Source organism: Bacillus sp. FJAT-53060, from assembly GCF_037104745.1.
GTDB lineage: Bacteria > Bacillota > Bacilli > Bacillales > Bacillaceae > Bacillus > Bacillus stratosphericus_B.
The window spans coordinates 16,613-41,024 of record NZ_JBAWSW010000019.1 but is presented as its reverse complement, the minus strand read 5'-3'; the positions used below and the strand labels follow the sequence as shown (position 1 = coordinate 41,024).

19 protein-coding genes, 1 tRNA gene and 2 pseudogenes are annotated in these 24,412 nt (G+C 39.7%); 17 read left to right on the top strand and 5 right to left on the bottom strand.

Translation table 11 applies throughout. The features are described 5' to 3' along the window. The first annotated feature begins 231 nt into the window (after positions 1-231). A tRNA-Gly gene (locus WAX46_RS08970) sits at positions 232-305 on the top strand. A 98-nt stretch (positions 306-403) separates the two neighbouring features. Here the strand turns inward: WAX46_RS08970 and WAX46_RS08965 are convergent. Beyond that, entirely contained in the window at positions 404-1,000 is a 597-nt protein-coding gene (locus tag WAX46_RS08965; protein ID WP_336493696.1) for a hypothetical protein, read from the bottom strand. Between the two features lie 83 nt (positions 1,001-1,083). Here WAX46_RS08965 and queG point away from each other — a divergent pair, with 83 nt between their 5' ends. From queG to WAX46_RS08935, 6 genes and pseudogenes are all read left to right on the top strand, one after another. After that, positions 1,084-2,232 carry a tRNA epoxyqueuosine(34) reductase QueG gene (gene queG, locus WAX46_RS08960; RefSeq protein ID WP_226569562.1) on the top strand — a complete coding sequence of 383 codons (1,149 nt, stop codon included), beginning with the start codon at positions 1,084-1,086 and terminating at the stop codon, positions 2,230-2,232. A 61-nt stretch (positions 2,233-2,293) separates the two neighbouring features. After that, a complete protein-coding gene (locus WAX46_RS08955) occupies positions 2,294-3,196 on the top strand; it encodes an amidase domain-containing protein (protein ID WP_226569554.1) in 903 nt (300 codons plus the stop codon). 44 nt (positions 3,197-3,240) lie between these two features. After that, the gene (trmL, locus tag WAX46_RS08950; RefSeq protein ID WP_226569556.1) at positions 3,241-3,714 is read left to right on the top strand and encodes a tRNA (uridine(34)/cytosine(34)/5-carboxymethylaminomethyluridine(34)-2'-O)-methyltransferase TrmL; all 474 of its coding nucleotides are present in this window, start codon (positions 3,241-3,243) and stop codon (positions 3,712-3,714) included. A 743-nt stretch (positions 3,715-4,457) separates the two neighbouring features. Beyond that, positions 4,458-6,353, top strand: coding sequence for a PrkA family serine protein kinase (locus tag WAX46_RS08945; protein ID WP_226569558.1), 1,896 nt, complete (start codon positions 4,458-4,460; stop codon positions 6,351-6,353). A 140-nt stretch (positions 6,354-6,493) separates the two neighbouring features. Beyond that, on the top strand, positions 6,494-7,657 hold the full coding sequence (yhbH, locus tag WAX46_RS08940) for a sporulation protein YhbH (RefSeq protein WP_336493693.1): 1,164 nt from the start codon (positions 6,494-6,496) through the stop codon (positions 7,655-7,657). Positions 7,658-7,949: 292 nt separating this feature from the next. Further along, positions 7,950-8,243, top strand: a pseudogene (locus tag WAX46_RS08935) (MFS transporter); the annotation flags it as partial. A 145-nt stretch (positions 8,244-8,388) separates the two neighbouring features. On the opposite strand, the gene cspB reads toward WAX46_RS08935, so the two are convergent. Both cspB and WAX46_RS08925 read right to left on the bottom strand, forming a co-directional pair. Continuing rightward, positions 8,389-8,589 carry a cold shock-like protein CspB gene (gene cspB, locus WAX46_RS08930; protein ID WP_008349061.1) on the bottom strand — a complete coding sequence of 67 codons (201 nt, stop codon included), beginning with the start codon at positions 8,587-8,589 and terminating at the stop codon, positions 8,389-8,391. Between the two features lie 679 nt (positions 8,590-9,268). Then, a complete protein-coding gene (locus WAX46_RS08925; protein ID WP_226567070.1) occupies positions 9,269-9,670 on the bottom strand; it encodes a spore coat protein in 402 nt (133 codons plus the stop codon). Positions 9,671-9,822: 152 nt separating this feature from the next. Between WAX46_RS08925 and WAX46_RS08920 the strand changes: the two genes are divergently transcribed. Both WAX46_RS08920 and WAX46_RS08915 read left to right on the top strand, forming a co-directional pair. Continuing rightward, positions 9,823-10,329, top strand: coding sequence for a YhcN/YlaJ family sporulation lipoprotein (locus WAX46_RS08920; protein WP_226567071.1), 507 nt, complete (start codon positions 9,823-9,825; stop codon positions 10,327-10,329). A 156-nt stretch (positions 10,330-10,485) separates the two neighbouring features. Then, positions 10,486-11,361 carry a hypothetical protein gene (locus WAX46_RS08915; RefSeq protein ID WP_336493687.1) on the top strand — a complete coding sequence of 292 codons (876 nt, stop codon included), beginning with the start codon at positions 10,486-10,488 and terminating at the stop codon, positions 11,359-11,361. A 28-nt stretch (positions 11,362-11,389) separates the two neighbouring features. Here WAX46_RS08915 and WAX46_RS08910 read toward each other — a convergent pair whose 3' ends face one another. After that, a complete protein-coding gene (locus WAX46_RS08910) occupies positions 11,390-12,034 on the bottom strand; it encodes a spore coat protein (RefSeq protein ID WP_226567073.1) in 645 nt (214 codons plus the stop codon). Positions 12,035-12,178: 144 nt separating this feature from the next. On the opposite strand from WAX46_RS08910, the gene WAX46_RS08905 reads away from it, so the two are divergent. The 3 genes and pseudogenes from WAX46_RS08905 (at position 12,179) to WAX46_RS08895 (ending at position 18,448) form a co-directional block, all read left to right on the top strand. After that, positions 12,179-15,487 (top strand): CheR family methyltransferase, encoded by a 3,309-nt coding sequence (locus WAX46_RS08905; protein ID WP_336493686.1) that lies wholly within the window; start codon positions 12,179-12,181, stop codon positions 15,485-15,487. Between the two features lie 220 nt (positions 15,488-15,707). Next, positions 15,708-17,401: pseudogene (locus WAX46_RS08900) on the top strand (thermonuclease family protein); the annotation flags it as partial. Positions 17,402-17,881: 480 nt separating this feature from the next. Next, complete coding sequence (locus WAX46_RS08895; protein ID WP_226567075.1) at positions 17,882-18,448, top strand: class D sortase; 567 nt, start codon at positions 17,882-17,884, stop codon at positions 18,446-18,448. Between the two features lie 38 nt (positions 18,449-18,486). Here WAX46_RS08895 and WAX46_RS08890 read toward each other — a convergent pair whose 3' ends face one another. Further along, complete coding sequence (locus WAX46_RS08890; RefSeq protein WP_336493685.1) at positions 18,487-19,395, bottom strand: RluA family pseudouridine synthase; 909 nt, start codon at positions 19,393-19,395, stop codon at positions 18,487-18,489. Between the two features lie 109 nt (positions 19,396-19,504). Between WAX46_RS08890 and WAX46_RS08885 the strand changes: the two genes are divergently transcribed. The 5 genes from WAX46_RS08885 (at position 19,505) to WAX46_RS08865 (ending at position 24,224) form a co-directional block, all read left to right on the top strand. Beyond that, the gene (locus WAX46_RS08885; protein ID WP_312887856.1) at positions 19,505-19,855 is read left to right on the top strand and encodes a DUF5365 family protein; all 351 of its coding nucleotides are present in this window, start codon (positions 19,505-19,507) and stop codon (positions 19,853-19,855) included. A gap of 306 nt (positions 19,856-20,161) precedes the next feature. After that, a complete protein-coding gene (locus WAX46_RS08880) occupies positions 20,162-20,827 on the top strand; it encodes an HAD family hydrolase (protein WP_226567076.1) in 666 nt (221 codons plus the stop codon). Positions 20,828-20,842: 15 nt separating this feature from the next. Continuing rightward, positions 20,843-22,381 carry a bifunctional GNAT family N-acetyltransferase/carbon-nitrogen hydrolase family protein gene (locus WAX46_RS08875; RefSeq protein WP_226567077.1) on the top strand — a complete coding sequence of 513 codons (1,539 nt, stop codon included), beginning with the start codon at positions 20,843-20,845 and terminating at the stop codon, positions 22,379-22,381. 417 nt (positions 22,382-22,798) lie between these two features. Beyond that, positions 22,799-23,215 carry a VOC family protein gene (locus tag WAX46_RS08870; RefSeq protein ID WP_226567078.1) on the top strand — a complete coding sequence of 139 codons (417 nt, stop codon included), beginning with the start codon at positions 22,799-22,801 and terminating at the stop codon, positions 23,213-23,215. Between the two features lie 91 nt (positions 23,216-23,306). Beyond that, positions 23,307-24,224 carry an AEC family transporter gene (locus WAX46_RS08865; RefSeq protein WP_336493682.1) on the top strand — a complete coding sequence of 306 codons (918 nt, stop codon included), beginning with the start codon at positions 23,307-23,309 and terminating at the stop codon, positions 24,222-24,224. The last annotated feature ends 188 nt before the right edge of the window (positions 24,225-24,412 follow it).

Sequence of the window (24,412 nt, the reverse complement as noted above, 5' to 3'; positions counted from 1 at the left end):
CTGCAATTGGCAAAGATGGCTCTTGAAGAAATGTAGAAGAACCTGGAGCAAGCGTTGAAGAATATTTTGCATGCGTATTTATGTTTTGTACAGCTAGATAAATAACTATCGTAATATATATACGGAAAATGAAGTTTTTTGACGAAAATCTTCATATTCTGTTGACGAATTCTTAAGAAAGTTGTAATATAATAAAAGTCAACACAATGACATTGGCTTTCAAAGATGGATGCGGGTGTAGTTTAGTGGTAAAACCTCAGCCTTCCAAGCTGATGTCGTGAGTTCGATTCTCATCACCCGCTCCAATACATAATTTTGTTTATAACGCAGTGTTTCGTTTCATAGATAAACGAAGTGTTGCGTTTTTTATTATGTCAGTATAATGTGAAAAAGCGCTGTCAGACTACAGTGCTTTTTCAATGAGTTCATAGTTGCTTTCTCCACCTTGTATTTGTACAAACATTTTCGTCAAGGATTGTATAAGAGCTTCACTCTTTTCCCAGGAAATAGATGGCCGGAAAAGAATGATTTGAAGGATATTCTTTGTATCTTGAGAAATTTGTGCTTTACTTGTTTGAGAAAATAACCCTTTAAGCCCTTCACTGTCCTGCCATTCGATGTGATCAGAACTATTTTTTGACAGTAAAACAGGATCTTTGAGACGATCAGCATCTAGTGTAAGGATGGGTAAGAAATATTTTAATGAGAAAAATATCGACAAATCCTGTACGGAATTGGTCGAGTCCATAAATTGTTCCTTTTGAATATTAGAAAGAAGTGGAAGAAAAGGGACGTCTTCTAAAAGATCAGTCCATTCTTTGATCGCTGATACTTCTTCTAAGGTTTTATCCTCGTAATCAAAAAACAAAGATTCTTGAAACAGGCGTAATCGACCTTTTAACATTTGAGGCGATTTACCGACTTCAATCTGTGAATATTCAATTTGTCCAACATGAATAGACGGGCTTTGGGGATGAGATATTTCCATATGTATCTTCACAGTGACTCACTCCAATCGGTCATGATACACTCGTATTATACTTTAAACAACAGAAGAAACAAAGAAAGGAGGGGTGCAAGGTGATTCATGTTGGAAAATTAAAAGAAGAATTGATTCAATATGCGAATGAAATTGGTGTCGATAAAATTCGATTTGCAAGTGCTAATACATTTGATTCATTAAAAGACCGCCTTATCTTACATGAATCATTAGGGTATTTGTCGGGCTTTGAAGAGCCTGATATTGAAAAAAGAACAAACCCTGCTTTGTTGCTTCCAAAGGCCAAATCAATTGTTGCAATAGCGCTCGCTTATCCTTCCAAAATGAAAGATGCTCCTCGAAGCACAAAGGATGCGAGAAGAGGTATCTTTTCCAGGGCGTCATGGGGTACGGATTATCATGTTGTACTGAAAAAAAAGCTCGATATGCTCGAGGAATTTTTGAGAAGCAAACATGAAGATATACGAACGAAATCAATGGTGGATACAGGTGAACTGTCTGATCGTGCTGTAGCAGAACGTGCTGGCATTGGCTTTAGTGCAAAGAACTGCATGATTATTACACCTGAGTTCGGATCTTATGTGTACTTGGCTGAAATGATCACAAATGTCCCATTTGAACCGGATGAGAAAATGGAAGACCAGTGCGGAACGTGCAATAAATGTGTGGATTCGTGTCCAACAGGTGCCTTAGTGAATCCAGGACAGCTTAATTCTCAAAGGTGCATTTCGTTTTTAACGCAGACAAAAGGGTTTTTACCTGACGAGTTTCGGTCGAAAATAGGGAATCGATTGTATGGATGTGATACGTGCCAAACGGTCTGTCCAATCAATAAAGGAAAAGACTTTCATTTGCATCCTGAAATGGAGCCGGACCCTGAAATTGCAAAGCCGCTCTTAAAGCCGCTGCTTACGATCAGCAATCGTGAGTTTAAGGAGAAGTACGGTCATGTTTCGGGATCTTGGCGTGGGAAAAAGCCTATTCAAAGGAATGCGATTTTGGCACTTGCTCACTTTAAAGAAACCTCTGCGTTGCCAGATTTAGTTAAACTGATGCATAAAGATCCAAGGCCGGTCATTCGAGGAACGGCCGCTTGGGCTATTGGCAAAATTGGCGATCAGCAGCAGCTTTCAGAACTGGAAAAAGCCCTTGAGCGGGAAAGTGATGAAGAAGCGAGACAAGAGATTGTAAAAGGGGTTGAGTTCTTACAGACACCTTTAAATACTAAATAACATCCCTATGAACATAGAATGAACCAAACAGAGATTTTAAAAAAAGTTTGGTGGTGTCTGTGTGAAACAATTATTAGAGCAAACGTTAGAAGATAGGCTGGAGTATTTATTAAATGGCAGTGCGATCAAACAGCCACAGCTTATTTCTGATGTGGAAGCAGTAGAACGAAAAAAAGAGCTTTTCGCTAGAAGACAGGTTGAGATTGTAAAAGTGAAAGCAAAAGCAAAGCTTCTGCATTCAACGATTCAGGATGATGGAGCTCAGCATGTGCAATATCTTGCTCATCTCACTTATGTCTGTAAGGATGTAGACGATTCTTTTTATTTAGAGGAACATGTTGAAAAAAGAGAAGCGTTTCTTTATAACAACATGCTTGTGAAAGATCAAATGGTGCAGGGAAAATTGCAGAAGGAAGATGAGGTAGATAAACGCTTCCAAAACGAGGAACAATTCGGGAGAGCCTTTCACTATGATCGACGAGCAGCCGTGCAATACGCGGAGACGTACTGGAATAAAAGGAATCCAGCCTACAAAAATTTTGAGGATAACTGTACAAATTTTATTTCACAATGCTTGAAAGCAGGGAATGCGCCGACGAGAGGATATCCGAATCGGGGTTCTGGCTGGTGGGTGCGTCCACATACGTGGAGCTATAGCTGGACGGTCGCTCATTCGATGAAAAACTATTTAATGAATTCTAAGGCAGGTTTAAGAGCGAAGAAGGTTAAAGAGGCACAGGAGCTTCAAATCGGTGATGTCATTTGCTACGATTTTGAAGGTGATGGAAGGTATAATCATACAACCATTGTCGTTGATCATGATAAAGGCGGAATGCCACTTGTCAATGCACAGACGTATGACAGCCGTATGCGTTATTGGTCATATGAGGATTCGACAGCCTATACACCAGCTATTCGTTATACGTTTTTTCACATTTTGGACGATGCCGGGAAGGGTAGTTAATGGTATAATGTTGAGCGGAAAAGAAAATTTAGAGGTGAACTTTTTTGGGATTTCATGTCGTTTTATATCAACCAGAGATTCCAGCTAATACTGGAAATATTGCGCGTACATGTGCAGCAACAAATACAACACTCCATCTGATTCGTCCGCTTGGCTTTTCGACAGATGACAAAATGCTAAAGCGTGCAGGACTTGATTATTGGAAATATGCCAATGTCGTCTATCATGATTCATTGGATGAATTGTTTGAGGCTCATCCGAAGGGACAATTTTTCTATATCACGAAATTTGGCCAAAAGCCTCATACAATGTTTGATTACTCTCAGCTAGATGAAGACTATTTCTTTGTCTTTGGCAGGGAGACGAGTGGATTGCCGAAAGATTTAATTGAACGAAATATGGACCGTTGTCTTCGTTTGCCGATGACAGAACATGTTCGCTCACTTAATCTCTCGAATACGGCGGCTATCCTTGTTTATGAGGGGCTTCGCCAGCAGCAATATCGAGATCTCATATAAGATCATGATCAAAGCCGAGTTAGGTATCGTGGCTTTATTTATGAGAGATAAGAATATGTTGAAAAATGGGTATTGGAATAGATTGTGATCACGTTTTCAAAAAAGGAATAATGAGCTGAAAAAGCTACTTTTCATTAGTGCCATTAGCTCAGCTACTTTAATAGAGACCATTCCAGTCAGTATTCTAGGTCTCTCTCAGACCCAGGAAATAGTAGCAGCAAAATTATTTAAAGGATGGCGGGCGTACTTATATCAAAAGTAATGGATTTATATTTGTCACAAAAATTCAACTCCCTTCCACGATAATGTGTGTCAAATAGGTGTCAGGTAATAAAGTTGATATGCAAGTGCTGAAAACAACGAACTAAATGAAAAAAGGATGTTCCGCTGATGGAACATCCTTTTTTTCATTTACCAGGCTTGCCTTCGTAGCCAGCTGTGAAAATGGATACTAAAAACGTAATGATGACGCCCATCATAATGACCGTTCTCATATAAGCTCCCCCTTATCCCTTTGTTCCTTCGCTGCCGGTTTCATATGTTGTGAAGTTCGTCTTGAAAAGCAGAAGAAGAAGATCTTTTTTCTCCTGTTTTTCCTTTATTATGAAGGGTCTTGCGGATGGTTGTCAATTCAGTTCAGCAATTCGTCATTTTGAAGAACGAAAGCATGTAATAGGACACCTCCGCATAGATTGTAAAACAGTATCTGATTTCTAGCTTCAATCTTGAAAGAGGAGGTTCACATGGATATTTTAAAGAAAATTGAACAGCATAGAGAAGAAGAGCAGCGTCTTCAATGGGAAGGCACATTCAGCGATTATTTAGATATTATTAAAGATAATCCACTTGTCGCTCAATCTGCTCATTCTCGCATTTATCATATGATTAAAGCCAGCGGGATTGAAGAGAAGAATGGGGTCAGAACCTACAAATTTTTTGATCAAGAGCTTTTTGGATTAGAGGAATCACTGGAAAGGCTAGTAGAAGAATATTTTCATCCTGCTGCTAAGCGATTAGATGTGAGGAAGCGTATTTTATTGTTGATGGGACCAGTAAGTGGCGGAAAATCTACGCTTGTGACAAGGCTGAAAAGAGGGCTTGAAGAATATTCACTGACAGATGATGGCGCAGTCTATGCCATCAAAGGCTGCCCAATGCATGAAGACCCGCTTCATCTGATTCCGCAAAATCTGCGGGAGGATTTCTATAGTGAATATGGCATTCGTGTTCAGGGGAATTTGTCGCCTCTGAATATGATGAGACTGGAAGAGGAATATGGCGGCCGAATTGAGGATGTAAGAGTGGAGCGGATTTTCTTCTCAGAGGATAAACGAACCGGCATCGGTACCTTCAGTCCGTCTGATCCGAAATCTCAGGATATTGCCGATTTAACAGGAAGTATTGATTTTTCAACTATTGCTGAATTTGGCTCAGAATCGGATCCTCGTGCGTACCGGTTTGATGGGGAACTCAATAAGGCAAACCGCGGAATGATGGAGTTTCAGGAGATGTTAAAGTGCGATGAGAAATTTCTATGGCATCTTCTTTCATTAACCCAGGAAGGAAATTTTAAGGCAGGCCGTTTTGCCTTGATTAGTGCGGATGAACTGATCGTTGCACATACGAATGAAACCGAGTATCGGTCGTTTATTTCAAATAAGAAGAATGAGGCGCTGCATTCACGAATGATTGTGATGCCGATTCCTTATAATCTAAAGGTGACAGAGGAAGAACGTATTTACCATAAAATGATTTCAGAAAGTGATGTCTCAGATGTTCATATTGCACCGCATACCCTGAAGGTGGCGGCTATGTTCTCCATTTTGACAAGGCTAAAAGAGCCGAAGCGGTCTGATATTGATTTGGTCAAAAAAATGCGTCTGTATGATGGGGAAAGTGTCGAAGGCTTCCAATCTGTTGATATTGAGGAGATGAAAAAGGAATGTCATGACGAGGGAATGAGTGGAATTGACCCACGGTATGTAATTAATAGAATTTCATCCACTATTATTCGAAAAAATATGGAATCGATCAATGCACTGGATGTCCTTCGTTCCTTAAAAGAAGGGCTCGATCAGCATCCGTCTATCTCGAGCGAAGATCGTGAGCGTTATTTGAATTTCATTTCTGTCGCGCGTAAAGAGTATGACAATATCGCGAAGAAGGAAGTTCAAAAGGCATTTGTTTATTCCTATGAAGAGTCTGCGAAAACGCTTATGGATAATTACTTAGACAATGTCGAAGCTTACTGCAACAAAAACAAGATGCGTGATCCATTAACTGGTGAAGAAATGAATCCTGATGAAAAGCTCATGCGTTCAATTGAGGAACAGATCGGTATTTCTGAAAACGCCAAAAAGGCATTCCGTGAAGAGATTCTTATTCGAATTTCGGCTTATGCGAGAAAGGGCAAACGCTTTGATTATAATTCCCATGAGAGATTACGAGAGGCAATTCAGAAAAAGCTGTTTGCTGATCTAAAAGATGTGGTGAAAATCACGACCTCGACGAAAACACCAGATGAACAGCAACTGAAAAAGGTAAATGAAGTAGTGGCTAGATTGATTGATGAATATGGCTATAATTCAACAAGTGCAAATGAACTCTTAAGATATGTAGGTAGTCTTCTGAATCGTTAATAAATGAAGGAGGCATTATTGGCGCACATCCGCACCGGTAATGTCTTTTTTAGAAATAATCGTCATTTCAACAGCAGGCAGCATAGGATAAAGGAATCGATGGTTAGAAGAATTGTGCAAATAGGTGAGGAGGGGAATGAATGTCCCGGCAAGAAAAAAGTCAGTTTATTGTTTCTCAGGAAGACTGGTCCCTCCATCGAAAAGGCTATGACGACCAGCAGCGTCATCAGAAAAAAGTCAAAGAGGCGATTAAAAACAATTTGCCGGATCTTGTTACTGAGGAAAGTATCATTATGTCTAATGGCAAGGATGTTGTCAAAATTCCGATCCGGTCATTAGATGAATATAAAATTCGGTACAACTACGACAAGAATAAGCATGTGGGTCAAGGGGATGGAGACAGCCAGGTTGGAGATGTTGTCGCGCGTGATGGATCAGACAGTAAGCAAGGGAAGGGAAAAGGGCAAGGCGCGGGAGATCAAGCAGGTGAGGATTATTACGAAGCGGAAGTCTCATTAATGGATCTAGAGGAAGCACTGTTTCGTGAACTAGAACTGCCCAACCTTAAACAAAAAAAGCTTGACGACATCATTGTCGAGCAAATTGAGTTCAACGATATTCGCAAAACGGGTTTAACAGGAAATATCCATAAAAAACGAACGATGCTGTCTGCATTTAAACGAAATGCGATGACCGGAAGCCCTTCTTTTTATCCAATCTACCCAGAGGATATCAAATATAAAACGTGGAACGAAGTGACCAAACCAGAGTCGAAAGCCGTCGTTTTGGCGATGATGGATACGAGTGGAAGTATGGGACTTTGGGAAAAATATATAGCCAGGAGTTTTTTCTTTTGGATGACACGTTTCTTACGGACAAAGTATGAGACGGTCGATATTCAATTTATTGCCCACCATACGGAGGCGAAGGTAGTAGATGAGGAACATTTCTTCTCGCGGGGTGAGAGCGGGGGCACCATTTGCTCGTCTGTCTATCGTAAGGCACTAGAGCTCATAGATGAACGTTATCCACCATCACGATATAATATTTATCCTTTCCATTTTTCTGATGGTGATAATCTGACCTCCGACAATGCACGGTGCGTCAAGCTTGTTTCTGAGATTATGAAAAAAGCCAACCTATTCTGTTATGGTGAAGTGAATCAGTATAACCGACATTCCACGTTAATGTCCGCATATAAACATATTCAGGATGAGAAATTTAAGCATTATATTTTGAAGAAAAAATCAGATGTTTTTCTCGCATTAAAAAATTTTTTTCATCAGGAAGAAGTTCTTTCTTAAATGAACATTTGAAAAAACCTTTCAGCATAATGGCTGAAAGGTTTTTGGTGTGAAGAAGGAAGGGAAAACCAGAAAAAAAGTAACACTTTCTCTTTGAGATTTCAATTTTCATTTATGAATATTTAATCTTGTGAAATATTTTCAAAAAGATGCCTATCGTCTTTTCTTCTTTTTCTGCTCTTTGCTCATTAATGAACAATAAGTATAAATGAGCTATACACCATTTTTTAGCAGAGTAGATTCAGAGAAAATAGAATCGCTATGAGATTGATTCATATTCTTTCAGATGAAACCACAGCATTTAAACAGTCATGGTACGGCAATGTCGAATACACTAAGACAAATTAGCGGCTCGATCGGGACGAGTTTGATCACGACGATTTATACGAATCGGACTGACCCGTTCTTTATGAATTCATTACAGGCGGCTGTATCGAATGTGGTACATCATATGGGCATTAACGATGCTTATATGTGGGTTACGTTATTCTGTGCTGCAGGTGTCATTCTTAGCTTGTTCCTGCGAGCTCTTCAAAAGTTTAAGCAGCCAAAACCACTTGTCAAAGAAGATGAACAAGAGAAATAAATGAATGATGATATGTATCGTTCTGGAACGACAAATAAAAAGAGAACCTCTCATTTCTCTTTTTATTTGCACAAAAAAACCGCCGGCTGAAGCCGTGCGGTTTTCCTTCACTCTATAAAGTGCTAAAAGAGCAGATGCTCTTAAATTACGCTTTGTTAACGTTAGCAGCTTGTGGTCCACGGTTACCTTCAACGATTTCGAAAGAAACTGATTGACCTTCTTCTAAAGTTTTGAAGCCTTCGCCTTGGATAGCAGAGAAGTGAACGAATACATCGTCTTGACCTTCTACTTCGATGAATCCGAAACCTTTTTCAGAGTTGAACCATTTTACTTTACCTTCTAACATGAAATTTCCTCCTAAAGCGATCTTAACGCTTAAATTCACTATTCTTGCTCTTACACAAACTTCAAAGACGAAAACTCTTTCAAAACTTTCTTCTTAAAGATGATACGAACAAAAATAATTACCTCTACTTTACCAGTGTTTGTGGAAAAAAACAACTGTTATACGAAAACTTTTTTAAAAATAATGAAGGCTAACAAATTGAGGAAAAAGCCTATGCCAAAGGTCTCTCAAACTTTCGTGATTTAAAGCACCTGTTAAAAGTCATAATGAGCTTGGAATCTATACAAATTTAATAGTTGATATGATTTTGTCTGATGCTCAACAGCCCAATAAGTGAAATGCAGTTCAAATGATGTTTCATGTACAATGGTGATAAACAGGCTGGTTGTTATCACGTTGCTTATCGTAATGGATAACAGCATTTTCACTACATGATTGATATGGCGTTCAGCAATCAAAAAAGTGTTGCGATTATCATCATGGAAAAAATATTAATGAATGATGAGAATGTGTAGAAAACGCTTTCTAGATTAGGCGTGATGGCTCTATTTTTTTGAAAAGTATCCTAGATCGTTCGTAAATTACATGTTAAATTTTAGGAGGTTTAACCGTTTTCGTAAAAGAACATTTTTCAAGAGAATAAAGTAAGGAGCCTTTTTCAGAAAGGCTCCTATTTGATTTATTTGTGCTCGATGTCGTTAATGACTTGCTGGATAGATTCATCATCCATCACATTCATGACACTTTCATCAATGTGAAGAGACTGTGCATAAGACTCTTTTGGCTGATGTGTTCTTGATGCTGACTGATGCTGATTCGTCTGATTTTTTGGTTGGACAGCTGTGAACGCTTGCTTGATCATTTGCCCAACTTCAGCAGTCCCTTTTGATTCTTTGTGCGAGTGAGTTTCATGACGATACGGCTCTTGATGTGGATGATTATTGTCTTTCATCATTGAAGACATTTTCATTTGAGTCATGTTTCTCAACTTTCTCCGTAATACTGGGGAGAATAATGCAATGATGGCTGTTGAAGCAGCGATCATAGCACCAGTGCTCATACCTTTTCTTTTTTTAAACAAAACGAATCCCTCCATTTGGTCGTGATGATCCTTCATCATGTTTAGGATGACCAAACGAGGCTGAATTATGAATTCATTTTGCTGAAATAGAGAATGTGTGCATAAAAAGTTGATTGTATGAAAAACCTATGAGCAAAAGGAGGGAATAATTGATGAAGAAGAAATGGATGCTTTCTTTACTACTCGTTCCAACATTAATCACCACTGGGTGTGGAATGAACAACCAAGGCAATGAGCGAAGAGGAACAATGGAGCGACAGTATGAAAATGTCACATATAAGAACGACAACATGAGACAGGATCAGCAAAATGTCCAAACACCTCAGAAGGTCAAAGTAGCAGATAAGGCGTCAGAGCTTGTAGCCAACATGCCTGAAGTGAAAACAGCTAACGTGCTTGTCACAGGGAAAAATGCATTTGTTGCAGTCATGCTTGAAGGTAATAAAAGCGGCGATGTGACAGAAGATTTGAAAAGCAAAATTTCAGACAAAGTAAAATCAACGGATCAAGAAATTGATAACGTATATGTATCCACTAATCCAGACTTTGTTGATCGTATGGAAGGGTACGGAAAACGTATTAGAAGCGGAGAGCCTATTTCAGGATTCTTCGATGAATTTACTGAAACCGTTAGACGCGTCTTTCCTGAATCAAAATAGCTAAGACAAAAGCCGTATGTCATATGCGGCTTTTTTGTTTAGAACCGCACCTTGTATAACTGACTGCATAAAGTAAAAAATATATCACCTCTTGTTGATCTTTGTTTCTTCATATCAAGAGAAAGATGTTGCAGGATGAATTCAGGTGGGGAGTAAATGAAAGAAAAGCCGTCATTGATTCATAAAAAGCTTGTAGGCGGAATGATTGCAGCAGGTCTTATTTTTTATGCTTTCACCGCTTACTTGATTTATGTTACGTTTCAGCTGACAGAACAATATTTAAAGCAGGAGTTTTCTCCTAAAACGGTATTAACGGAGGGACTCAATAAGCAAGTCTATGAACATATCAGAATCTACTATACAGAGGAAGAGGATGAATTTGTCGACCTGACAATAGAGGCACTGGATCAGGCAAAGAAGAGAACCGCGTCGGTGCTTCAGTTTGATACTGACAAACCTTTAGACATTATTTATTTTGATGATAAAGATACGATTGAACAATTTGCTGGTATCAAGCATATTACGGGTTTTTACTCTGATGATAATCAAATGATTGGGTTATACCCAAATAAAAGAGAGGAATTGTTAAAGAAAGAGACACTACCTTTGTACTTTTTCAATACGCTATTCATTCATGAGTATGCTCATTTTGTTTTCTATGAAAAGGTGCATGCATACAAGGTGTCTCCAGTGATCTTTCCTCTTTGGTTCCATGAAGGAACAGCAGAATGGACGGCTTATGACGTGTTAAACGCCACGTCTGAACGGTTTGACGTCATCCCTTTTCAATCTCTTTATTCTGATCAAGATTGGCAAGAATCTCGTATGAGCTATGAGACGGATGTTTATTTACAAAGCTACTATATGATCTATGAGCTAGTGCAACTTTTCGGACGAAACATCATACATGAGATCATGGAGGAAACGGCAAAAACCGGCCGTTTTGATAGAGGTTTTGAACATGCGACAGGACAGCGTCTCACAGACTTTGAAGAACAGTTTAAGGTAATTTATCAAAGGAAAAACAGCTGACCGGAGAAATGGGTCAGCCGTTTTTTGTTTAATGAAGTGTTTTTTGCTGATTGGCTTTGCTTGGCGGCATTTGTACTTGCCCCTGCAACGGAACGAAAGTAGATGTCATGGCTTGCATATCTTGGCTTGAAAGCTGAGGAACTTGATAGTAGCCATGTTTGTTTTGGTACAAGAAAATTTCATACGCCATTTCGATAAAGTTCGGAATTTGTGCTGCAAGCACACGTCTGACAACAGGATTGGTTACTTCTAATGCTGTCATTGAAAGTAACCCTGCGTGTGATTTGACTAGGCCGAGCATATGCCCTGTGATGCCTGAGTCTTTTATATCTTGTAATGACTGATTGGGCTTTTTCGGCTGAGAAGGTTTGATCCCATACGTCACCTGCGTTTCTTCTTTCATCATATAAGTGGCAGTTTCTTCACTAGGCTTTTGTCCAGTAGAAAAACAATCTACAGTGACATTGTACTGGGACAAAACAAATTCATATTGTCGATCTAAGATGTCGGATAATGCTGGATCTTGGATAAATTCACGTAAGATCATATATTGATCCAAAATATTGATCGTACCCGCTAAAATTTCATGTAAATCGAATAACTCATGCCCGCCATGGTTGAATTCAGGCTGGGGGGCATTTCCCTGAACGGATGGTTGCTGATCGTTTTGCATAGAGATTCCTCCTTCTGTTTATATATTCTGTATTAATATGAGGATGTTTTCCTTCTTTCATGCAAAAAACATTATTTACAATTAGAGGGTTTTCTTCCTTTTTGTCGAAAAAAAGTATCATACGAATGAACATGGGGGTACCAGATGCAGGACAAAATCATTAATCGTTTGATAGAAGACGAACATGTGCAAGCACCAGTGATTGGCATTGGTGTTTCGCCGTTTGATCAGCATCATCTTGAGGCTTTTTTTCAATCGTTTTTACACGAGGTAAGTGCCTCTTTTATTGTTGTCCAAAATCGTGTGACGGGCGGTTGTATAACAAATGTGGAAGCACTTGTTTTAACGATTGGCTACCGGGCAAAAACGATTAAACATGGTGAGAAAGTCATGAAAAACACGATTTATTTTTGTCCGCAGGGTGCGGTTGTGACATTGACAGAAGACAAGCGGCTGCACATATCACAGCAGCTTTCAACTGCTCAGGCATGCTCTGTCAACACGTTGTTTCAGTCGCTTGCCAATGTGCAAAAGGAAGAGGCCTTTGCCATCTTTTTTCAAAAAGGCTTTTGTGTGGGGAATGGTTTGCTTCAATTGGTTGATCAAGGTGGTACAGCCTTATCATGTAGTGAGACAGATAGTAGACTAGACAGTATATATCATCAACATTTTAAAGACCCTTCTACCCTTGCAGTATATATTAGCAATATCATAAACCTCTCACATGTCAATGTGGCAGATCCCGTGTTGGGAAGAATCGTTGAACGTCTTGAAATGCATAAAGGTATTGCCTTTTCACCTTATGAAAAGCAAAAAATGCTCTCTGTCATTCAAAAGAGAATGCGAAGTGCAAAACAGCCAATTTCATTATTGTCAGAGTACGATCGTTTATTAGAAATAGAACCAGATGAGCTAGATCACTTACATGTACAGCTTTTAAGCGGCATGACTTCTTTTTTTAGAGATATGGAAGCTTTTCGTATATGTGAACAGAAAATCATTCCGTCGATTATTGAAAATACGATAAAAAATGGGAAAGCTCGATGCCGCGTTTGGATCGCTGGATGTTCTACAGGGGAAGAAGCCTATTCCTTTACAATTTTATTTTTAGAAGAAATGAAGCGAAGACAAGTGTCAATTGAACTTCAAGTGTTTGCAACTGACATTAACCGGAAAGCCATTCAAACTGCAAGTAAAGGTCTTTACTCGGTAGAGTCTATGGCAAAGATGCCTGAAAAATGGCGGGCGCAATATTTCGAAAAAAAAGGTGACGCTTTTATTGTGAAGCAATCGCTTAGAAAACATATTGTCTTTGCTCCTCACAATTTATTGATCGATTCACCTTTTATCCACCTCAATTTTATCAGTTGCCGAAATGTTCTCATGTACTTCCAGCCAGAAGTACAAAAACGAGTATTGTCCGCATTCCAATATGCTTTAAAGGATCAAGGAATGTTGATATTAGGGCCAAATGAAACTGTACCCAATATCCCTCGTTTGTTTCATTTGTTAAATGAAAAATGGAACATTTACACCCACTCAAACGTTCCTAAATACAATGTGTATTCGAGGCATGACGCGTGTCCTGTAGAGTTAAAAGAACGAGCTGCACAATATATGAAAGAAGTAAGCGAGGATTATGACGAATACTTGGTGATCAACGATTGTGACAAAATTTTGGCAATATCAAATGGCGCCTATTCTTACTTAGAGCATATAGAAGTGTCAGGTCAATCATGTGAACATGTGACACCTGATTATATGAAAGAGATGTTGAGCCAAACCTTTCAAAAAGTGTGGACAGAAGAGACTGAGGTTGTATTTCAGCATGTCCTCATTTCGGAAAAAGGCAGAAAGCAGTATGCCGATTTTAAAGTGAAAAGTTTTGATCGCCGTTTTAAAGGAGTATATATCATGCTCATTCGGTTAAATGGAAGAGGAAAGAATCAACAGAACGGCAGGGGTAAAGGATTGTCAGAGCAGAATTCAGTCTATCAACAGCGTATTGTCGATTTAGAAAATGAACTCAACGAAGTGAAACAAAAGGAGCAAGAAGCAAGGGCTCAATTATGGGAAGAACTGTATCGACCCTCTGTGAAGCCGGAGTTTGCTACGTTGTTTGTGGACAGGGACATGAATATTCGCTTTAAAATTCCTACATCTGCCTCTTTATTCACTTCAGCTCAAAGCCGGCCCCAGCAATCCTTTCAGTCGATGGCTAAAAAGCTCACACAGGAAAGGCTGTATGATGATATTCAATCCGTCATATCGGACAGGCATGTCATCGAACGTGAAATTAAAACGAACGAAGGGGAGCAATTTACCGTTCATATGACACCTATTTATGATCAGGATCATGAGGAAGTAGCGATGACATGGATTAAGATGACGGAAATGACGAAAATCAAGCAGGCGCTTCCTCTTGCAGTGACAGCACTTGATAACAGCCATATTCATATTGTTGTCGCAACAGAGGAAGGCACCATCCAATACGTAAATCAGCGCTTTTGTCAGTTTGTACAGCAGCATCAGTATGATCTCATCGGCAAAGATATTTTTTCTGTCTATCATTCGTTGTGTCAATGTGATGATTTAGTGAAGCAATGGGACGTTTGTTTAAGAGAAGGAAGCTGGATAGGTGAGCTTTACTTTCAGGATTTATCAGGGTGCGAACGATGGGAGAGAGTTTCTTTACACCGAATTGATGACAAGGACAAAATGCAGTCAATCGTGATGCGTCTTTCGGAGGATATTACAAATCAAAAGCAGTCAGAGAAAATGCACATAAAGTCCGAAATGCTTTTGGCAGTTGGACAGCTTGCAGCGGGCATTGCTCATGAGATCCGCAATCCGCTTACGTCATTAAAAGGCTTTTTACAGCTGATGATTCAAAGTAAAAAGTACCAAAAGGATTATGCAGGTGTAATGATGTCAGAGTTTAATCGACTCGAGGCAATTATTAACGAATTCATCATGCTCACTAGAAGCAAATCTGTGAAATTTGAGCCAGTACATGTCAACGTTCTGATCGAGGAAGTCATTATGGTCGTTGGATCCCAGGCGGTATTAAAAGGAGTGTCCATTCAAAAGGATCTTTCTCCAGCGCTGCCAAGCATTCAAGGCATACCAAATGAATTAAAACAAGTTTTCCTTAACATCCTTAAAAACGGTATAAAAGCAATGGATGGCGTGACAGGTGTCATCCAAGTGATCTCAGTACTGAAAAATAATCAAATGATGCTGATATTTGAAGACCAAGGAAAGGGCATATCAGAAGACGAAATGGGAAAACTGGGCGAGCCTTTTTATAAAACGAAAGAAAAAAGAACAGGCCTTGGATTGATGCTGACAATTAAAGTCATTGAAAGTCATGGTGGAACCATTCGTTTTGAAAGTAAAAGCTTTGAGGGAACACGGGTGATTATTACGTTTCCAATGAGTAAAAAGAGATAACTTTTACAAGAAATCCATTCAGCATCAATATTTACTTTGTACACTATGAGAGATAAAGTTAAAGGGGAGAGAGCCAATGAAACGTAATCAATCAATTCGAACGATCTGTTGTTTGGTTTTGGTGATATTTAGTCTGCAATCCTTACTGCCTAGCATGATGACAGTAAAGCAGGTCAGTGCATCTGAGAAGAAGGAAACTGTGTGGAAACAAAAGAAGCCAATGAAAATCCAAAAAGCCCGTGAGCTGATAGGAGAGACGGTAACGGTGAGCGGAATTGTGACAGCAGATCAGTCCGCTATTGGAAATGGAAAACTATCCACGTATATTCAAGACAAAACAGCAGGCATCAATATTTATTCCTCGCAGCCCAAACATTTCCCAGAATTGAAAGCCGGTATGAGGGTGACGGTGACTGGCAAGGTAACGTCTTATAAAGGGTTGATTGAAATTGTGCCATCTCAAGATCGGCTGAAGATAGATGCTATCCATCAACCATTGCCAGCACCGAAGCGCGTCTCCATTAAACAATTGGAAACCGATCATGCAGGTAAATATGAAGGAAGACTTGTGAAGGTAAAAGGCTACGTGGAATCAAAACCGAAGCAGCCTGCTGCCGGTGGATACAATGTGGTCTTGATAGATAAAAAGTATCGCAGTACTGTCCTTAGAGTCATGGTTGATACAGTTGCAATTGATCAAGTCAAGATGGGGAAATGGTATGAGTTTACAGGAGTTTTAAGCAGGTACGACACGCTGCAGGTGCTTCCAAGACATGAGGCTGATATCAAACTGCTGAAACGTCAGCCAAAGCCGCCAAAAATGAAGAAAGAATATCAAGCAACTGTTGACCGTGTTGTGGATGGAGATACCATTCATTTAAAAAACCCTGTACTAGGTACAACAAAGGTGCGCTTTGTCAATATGGACACGCCTGAAACCTACCACAATCCAAAAAATGAATTAGATCAAAACCAACTGCGTTTTGGAAAGCAAGCGACAGATTATTTAAAAACACTACTCTCAAGCGGTGATAACGTCACATTAAGCATTGGCCCTAAAGCAAAAGATGGCTATGGGCGTCTTCTAGCTCAAGTGAAAACAAAAAAAGGGATCAACACGAATTTAAAGCTTGTGATAGAAGGATATGCCACTACTTATTTCATCTGGCCTGTTGGAGATAAAAAAGACTACAACATGTTCCAACAAGCAGTAAAAGAAGCGAAGAAAAAAGGGCTGGGTATTTGGAATGAAGCGGACCCCCTGCTAGAACAGCCGTTTGAATTTAGAGCACGCGAGCAGAAAAAAGGACTTACACGTTATGTTGGTGATTCATCTGCAAAAACCTACGTAGCCCCTGATAGATGGAAAGAGATAGAGGTAGATAAACGTGTCTTTTTTGCTTCTAAAGAAGAAGCAGAGCAGGCAGGGTATCAGCCGGCAGAAGAGTCGGGCGAATTACCATTCATCATTTTAAGCATAAATGATTTACATGGAAAAATTGATCAACAATACAAGCTAGATCTGAAAGGGATGGCAGTAAACGAATGAACGGACGAATGGATTATGTGGCTTATATGAAAAAACATATACGATTACTGTCCATGTAGGGAATATGATTGGTGAAGCCCTATCTTCTCTTCTTCAAGATGAACCAACTGTGGAATTCATGGAGAACATTGGATTTGATGTCGGCACAGTCGGAAACCGTGAATTTGATGAAGGAGTAGACGAGTTATTACGTATTTTAAAAGACGGAGAGCATCCTAAAGACACAAAAGGGTATGACAGCCAGAACAATTAATTCGCTTGTTTGTGCGAACTGTGAATACAAGGATTCTGGCAAACCCCTTTTACCTACCTATGAAATCAAGGATGTCAAAGGAATCCCTGAGGCATTTATCGGTGTAGTGACCTAATCTGCCGCAGGAATGGTGATGCCAGAAGGGATTAAAAACATTCAGTTTACATTAATATTCAGCCATTCGGCAATGTTTTAAAGCTTGAGATTAAGGGGAAGGACTTGGTGATATCATTGAAGCCTAAATATCTCCTCAATTTGGTCCAGATTATAGTATTTCTGATCCGTTAACATATAAAGTAGTCGACTTGAAGCTGTCAGATGGTTCTCCAGTTGCTTTCGATCAATCGTATACACTCACGGTGAATAACTTCATAGCCACTGCAACTGAATAAGCCGACTAGGGAAAATCCTGAAACCGGCCCTGAAGGTATAGAAGCAACCGTCGCCTTTGTTAAAAGTTTTGAGGACGCTTCTATTGTGTATCAAAACGAAGGTCTAATGCAACAAGCAAAACAAGAAGAAAGGCAGCAGCAAGCTGAAGGCGCATCATCTAAGAAAAGTGTAATTATTTATAAAACGAAGGAGTTTAAGCATGAAAAAGTGGCTTGCACTTACTGTAATGACAGCAGGTATTGCGCTGCTAGGCTGGGGAATGTGGCAAATCGCCTCTACTCATCTTCAAACAGCACAATCATTAGAGGAAGCGAAGAAGGTCATAGCGGTCGATCAAGGGATAACAAAGAAGCAGTTTGCTCCTAAAGTAGGCAAAGCCTCTGGCATTCTCACGATTCCGAAATTAAAAGCAGACCTTCCTATTGTCGAAGGAACGGATGCGGACGACCTTGCCAAAGGAGTGGGGCATTACAAAGGCAGTTATTATCCTGATGAGCATGGACAAATCGTTCTGTCAGGTCACCGTGACACGGTATTTCGACGGACAGGTGAGCTGGACATTGGCGACCAATTGAAAATTACTGTGCCGTATGGGGAATTTGTTTATGAAATCACTTATACGAAAATTGTGGATCAGCATGATACATCCATTATCACCTTGCAGCATGAAAAAGAAGAGCTGGTGCTGACCACATGCTATCCATTTCATTTTGTCGGTAATGCACCAGAGCGGTACATTATTTATGCAAAAAGAGCATCTGTATAATAAAAAAAGAGATTGTATATGATCAGCAAGCTCTTATTTTATTGGATCATGTTGTCCATTAGTTCGGCCATATCAGGTGGAAGCGGCGCATCTATGGTCAACTGCTCACCTGTCAATGGGTGTTTCATCTCTACTTGTTTGGCGTGAAGGGCACATCGATTGATACGATCACGCAGACCGCCGTATAATGTATCTCCAGCTAAAGGATGCCCGAGGCTGCTAAGATGGACACGAATTTGATGCGTTCTTCCCGTCTCTAATTGAAGCTGAACGGCTGTCATCTGAACGTGTGTATTTAAGCCAATGACTTGAAAATGAGTAACGGCGTTTTGGCCATTAGGGGAGACTCTTCGTCTGACTGCATGGTGTTTATTGCGGCCAATTGCCGCATCGATGGTTCCTTTCTTTTTCTTAAACAATCCTTCTGTGATGGCGATGTAAGTTCTGGTAATCGTTTTTTTAGAAAGCATTTGATCAAGTATAGCATGCGCTAACCTGTGTTTTGCAAAAATAACTGTGCCGGTTGTGTCTTGATCTAGCCTGTGGATATGTCTCACCCGCTTTTCTTCCCCATTAGCTTGAAAATGAAATGCGACAAGATTGGCAAGTGTGCCAATTTGCCCTTTTTTATTCGGGTGCGTCGGTCGTCCAACTGGTTTTTGAACAATTAATAAATGCTCGTCCTCAAACAAAATCTCTAATTCACCGTACTCTGGCGTAACATCACTTTCTTCCGTTTCAAATAAATCGATGATGATCTGGTCACCTGTACTGACTTTTACCGCGTGATGGGCAGGCTTTTGATTTAAACGTATTTTTTGGTGCTCCATCCAAAAATGGGTGATCGGTTTAGAGGCAGACACTTCGGCTTTTAAAAAATGACTTAATGAAGTGTTATGATAACGATCATCTACTTTTAGTGAGAGTGTATGTCCTTTTATGGTCATGATTTCCGTTCCTCTCTTTGGGTTTATATAGGAAACACTTACCTTGGCGAATGCCTTTTTTTCTGTGCTATTCTGAATGGAGAAATAACGACAGAGAGGTAGATGTCACGTGAGATTAATGAAAGCTGCTACAGACCTTCAGGAGCAGGCAATTGAAGAAATATCAAAGGAGTTTGAAGATCTTTTATCCCATTTTGTAAAGGGAGAACAAAAGGAAGCCCGTCAAAAGGAGCGACCGCTTACATTCATTGATGGAGTATATAATGGTACAATGGATGATGCTTTTCGTATTTTATCAGGCCTTCAGCTTGTACATATCATTATTTTAAAGCCTAAACGTCATATAACAAAACAAGATCGTGAGTTATTCGCGCGGAACCGGGAACAAGTCAATGCGTGCGGCTTCTTTTTTCCATTTGACTTAGACGATTTTGAGAGCCGTCTCCTTCAAAATGCGTAAAAGTTGGTGTGAACTTCCTTGTTAACTTACAGGGCGGCCGCACATACTATTTTTAAGGAAACGGAGAAACCTTCATGATCCTGTAATACCAAACCCGCTCTTTTTCACCATTATATATTCTCCACGAATCGGAGCGCTTGGATCTCTTGCAGAATGAATCGAACATGATAGGAGCCTGACAAAACGTTGCAGGCTCCTTTTATACATAATCATTTTAGCAGACATTCATCTTTGAAAGTCAATTTTATTCACGATATGATAGCAGTGAGTATCATTTTAAGACTTTTGTAAAAAGGAGTGGCGTCGTTGGTAAAGGCGATTATATTTGATTTTGACGGTTTAATTTTAGATACAGAAACACATGAATATGAAGTTCTGAAAGAAATGTTTAAGGAGCATGAATCAGAACTGCCTCTTTCTGTCTGGGGCAATGTCATTGGGACGCAGGCAGGATTTAAGCCATTTCAATATTTGGAAGAGCAGTTAGGGAAAACGTTGAATCATGAGGCACTCACAGCGGACCGACGTTCACGTTTTCAAAAGAGAATAATGAACGAAACAGCAAGACCAGGGGTAGAGGCTTATTTAGAAGCAGCAAAGGAGCTTGGAATTAAGATTGGTCTGGCCTCTAGCTCAGACTATAAATGGGTATCTGATCATCTGAAGCAAATTGGTCTTTTCGATTACTTTGAATGTATCCGCACGTCAGATGATGTGAAAGAAGTTAAACCAAATCCAGAACTTTATTTGCAAGCAGCAAGCTGCTTAGGTGTAGAGCCGGAAGATTGTGTGGCATTTGAGGATTCTGTGAATGGTTTAGTCGCTGCCAAACGATCAGGCATGCAATGTGTCATTGTCCCAAACAAAGTGACGAGCACCCTACAATTTGAAGAATATGATTACAGATTAGAATCAATGGCTGAAATTGAATTGCTCCAGCTTTTCCATCAGCTTGAAAAAAAGGGTCAGTAAGGGGGCAAAAACATCATGGCAGAAAAACTAGATTTAACGCGGTTTGAAAAAAGAATGGTCATTCGTAATATAAGGGAAGAAGACATTGACCGGATCATTGCTTTGCAAGAAGTATGCTTTCAGGGTATGGACCCTTGGAAAAGAGAACATCTTGAAAGTCATCTCGAATATTTTCCGGAGGGACAGTTTTGTGCAGAATTCGAGGGAGAAATCATCGGCTCTTGTTCAAGCTTATTAATTAATTTTGATGAATACGATGATCGGCATACTTGGCAGGACATTACAGATGATGGGTACATCACAAACCATAACCCTGATGGAATGAATATGTACGGAATTGAAGTCATGGTTAGTCCAGAATACCGACGCATGAAAATTGGTCATCGTTTGTATGAAGCAAGAAAAGATTTAGCGAGAAGATTAAATTTAAAAAGCATTATCATTGGCGGACGCATTCCAAACTATCATAAATATCAAGAAGAAATGACGCCTCGCCAATATGTGGAGCAGGTCATGCTGCACCAAATTTACGACCCCGTTTTATCTTTTCAGCTGTTAAATGAATTTAGCCTGATGCGGATTAATCCTAATTACTTGCCTGACGATAAAGCGTCTAGCACATATGCGACGTTAATGGAATGGAACAATGTTGATTATCGCCCTCAATCAAAAAGATATTATAAATCAGCCTTCCCGGTCCGAATATGTGTGATTCAATATGCGATGAAACAAATTCATTCATTTGAGGAATTTATGAATCAAGTGGAATATTACGTAGATGTCGCATCAGATGCGTCAGCTGACTTTGCCGTTTTTCCAGAAATTTTTACAACGCAGCTGATGTCTTATTTAGAAGAGAGATCACCAAGTCTTGCGGTGCAACGGATCACTGAATATACCGAGGACTACATTAATTTGTTTACAGATCTCTCTGTGAAGTACAACATTAACATCATCGGTGGTTCCCACTTCGTTGAAGAGGAAGGGAAAATCTATAATATCGCCTATTTATTTAGACGTGATGGAACCATTGAAAAGCAATATAAGCTTCACATCACCCCGAATGAAAGAAAATGGTGGGGAATTTCAAGCGGTGATCAAGTGAGGGTGTTTGATACAGACTGCGGCAAAATTGCGATCCAAATTTGCTACGATATTGAATTCCCTGAGCTTGCTCGGATTGCTGCTGACAAAGGCGCTAAAATTATTTTCACCCCTTTTTGTACAGAAGACCGCCAAGGCTATTTAAGGGTGCGTTACTGTGCGCAGGCTAGAGCGGTTGAAAATCAGATTTATACGGTGATTTCTGGAACTGTCGGAAACCTTCCACAAACAGAAAATATGGATGTCCAATATGCACAGTCCGCTATTTTTGCACCATCTGACTTTGAATATGCAAGAGATGGCATTGTCGGTGAGTGTAATCCAAATATTGAAATGGTCGTCGTCGGTGATGTCGACTTAGAAATTTTAAGAAGACAGCGGCAAGATGGTACTGTGCGTCAATTAAAGGACCGACGCAGAGACGTGTACCATATCGAATATAAGAAATAACCAAAACAAGTGCCTCGTTGTAAGAAAAACTTGCAAATTTTTCATGCTTTTCCTGCCTGCAATAACTTCTTTTCCTGTTTTTGAAAAGTTCAACGTTTTGTTTAATGGTGTCATTGATTGAAGGACGCTGAAAGTCACTATGTGTTGTTACCTGCTTTTTTTGAACAGGTACAGCAGCATCAGCTGTCTGTGTAAATGGTAAAGCGAATAAAATGACTATAGAGGAGAGGACCAAAGATTTTGTGATTGTTTTCATTTAAAAAACTCCTAGTTTTTTTAGTATTGTGTTTCGAGATTTATTATATATTTTTTTAAATAAGGTAACGATTTTAACCGCTTATTTTTTATGTGCAAGGGATGCCGAAGCAAAAGACGAATATACTGAAAGGAGATCATATGTTCAAAAAGGAGAGGAACATGGGGCGACAATCTAAACATCTGTATATCAATTTGCCGGTAAAGCATGTCAAGGAGTCAAGGGCTTTTTTTGAGCAACTGGACTTTCATTTTCATCAGCAGTTTACGAATGATCAGGCCGCTTGTTTGGTCATTGATGACACGGTCACTGTTATGCTGTTATCTCTTAAGCATTTTCAATCCATTTCAGAGAAACAATTGGTGGATGCAAGGCAGGCATCAGAGATGATTATCTCCTTGCAGGTGAATTCAAGAGAAGAGGTCGATGAGCTGGTGGAGCAGGCAATCGCAGCAGGCGGTTCACCGTTTAAGGAAAAGCATGATCTTGATTTGATGTATGGATGGAGCTTTCAGGATCTTGATGGTCATTTGTGGGAAGTGTTCTATATGGATGAGGAGAGAAGCGACCTTTTATAAGGGTGCTTCTTTTTTATTGTTAATCAGTGGTATGATAATGAGAAAATGAAAAGAATAAGGAACTCTTCTAAAAAAGGAAAGTAGGTGCAGCATGGAGTTTTTACTAGTCTTAATGCCAGTGTTCGGAATTTTCCTTATAGGGTATATCGGGCAGAAGGCAATTGGTTTTGACATACATACGCTCTCATCAATGTCTTTATATTTAATGTCACCGTTTCTTGCGTTTGAAACCTTTTATCAAAATAAAGTATCGATGGACTATGTGTACTTATTCATTTTTGTCGTAGGGCTCTGCCTTTCACTTGTTTTATGTGTCTTTATTTTATCTCGTATTTATGGTTATTCGAATGAAACATATTGTGCAATGGTTTTGTCGTCATCATTTATGAACAATGGAAATTATGGTACACCCGTTGTGTTGCTTGTCTTTGGAGCAGCTGGTTTAGATATTGCGATCGTTTTGATGGTCCTTCAGCAGCTTGTGATGAGTACAATTGGCATGTATTATGCAGCGAAGGGAGGAGAGGATGCAGGAGATCTAAAGGTCGTTTTGAAAAAAGTGCTACGCATGCCGGTTGCTTACGGGGCGCTCATCGGTCTATTATTTCAGTTCATTGACCTTTCATTACCTAAAGAGCTCATGACGGGTGTTCAGCTCGTTGGGGATGCCGCTATACCGACGATTATGCTCATTTTAGGCATGCAGCTTGCTGTCATTTCTTTTAAACAAGTGGATTATCGCAATATTTCCTATGCCGTGCTGTTGAAGTTATTTATTTCACCAATGATCGCATTCGGATTTACGCTCATTTTACCGGTAGATGATTTAGTGAAGCAAATTATGATCTTAGTTGCAGCTATGCCAACAGCAGCGAATACAACGCTGATGGCTGTTCAATTTCGAACGAAGCCTGAGCTTGTCTCAAGCACGACTTTTCTTAGTACGATCTTAAGTATCGTCACTTTACCTGTTTTATTATGGTTTTTATCCATGCACCCTCTGGGATAGGGGACGGCAAACAAAGGGGGACATATGAATGAATACAGATGTCATTTTCAAGTGAGTAATGTGATGAAAACGAAGCATTTTATGCATGTGAACATATTAGCTAGGGTAATGTGCTGTTTCCAGGTTAAATGGCTACATGTGTTAATGAGCTTTTATTGACCCCTCATCCGCAAATGGATATTTTGGAT

What these genes read in the sequence shown, in the direction of transcription:
- WAX46_RS08945 (WP_226569558.1), top strand. Translation starts at nt 4,458, where the DNA reads ATGGATATTTTAAAGAAAATTGAACAGCATAGAGAAGAAGAGCAGCGT.
- yhbH (WP_336493693.1), top strand. Translation starts at nt 6,494, where the DNA reads ATGTCCCGGCAAGAAAAAAGTCAGTTTATTGTTTCTCAGGAAGACTGG.
- cspB (WP_008349061.1), bottom strand. Translation starts at nt 8,589, where the DNA reads ATGTTAGAAGGTAAAGTAAAATGGTTCAACTCTGAAAAAGGTTTCGGA.
- WAX46_RS08920 (WP_226567071.1), top strand. Translation starts at nt 9,823, where the DNA reads ATGAAGAAGAAATGGATGCTTTCTTTACTACTCGTTCCAACATTAATC.
- WAX46_RS08915 (WP_336493687.1), top strand. Translation starts at nt 10,486, where the DNA reads ATGAAAGAAAAGCCGTCATTGATTCATAAAAAGCTTGTAGGCGGAATG.
- WAX46_RS08910 (WP_226567073.1), bottom strand. Translation starts at nt 12,034, where the DNA reads ATGCAAAACGATCAGCAACCATCCGTTCAGGGAAATGCCCCCCAGCCT.
- WAX46_RS08905 (WP_336493686.1), top strand. Translation starts at nt 12,179, where the DNA reads ATGCAGGACAAAATCATTAATCGTTTGATAGAAGACGAACATGTGCAA.
- WAX46_RS08895 (WP_226567075.1), top strand. Translation starts at nt 17,882, where the DNA reads ATGAAAAAGTGGCTTGCACTTACTGTAATGACAGCAGGTATTGCGCTG.
- WAX46_RS08890 (WP_336493685.1), bottom strand. Translation starts at nt 19,395, where the DNA reads ATGACCATAAAAGGACATACACTCTCACTAAAAGTAGATGATCGTTAT.
- WAX46_RS08875 (WP_226567077.1), top strand. Translation starts at nt 20,843, where the DNA reads ATGGCAGAAAAACTAGATTTAACGCGGTTTGAAAAAAGAATGGTCATT.
- WAX46_RS08870 (WP_226567078.1), top strand. Translation starts at nt 22,799, where the DNA reads ATGGGGCGACAATCTAAACATCTGTATATCAATTTGCCGGTAAAGCAT.
- WAX46_RS08865 (WP_336493682.1), top strand. Translation starts at nt 23,307, where the DNA reads ATGGAGTTTTTACTAGTCTTAATGCCAGTGTTCGGAATTTTCCTTATA.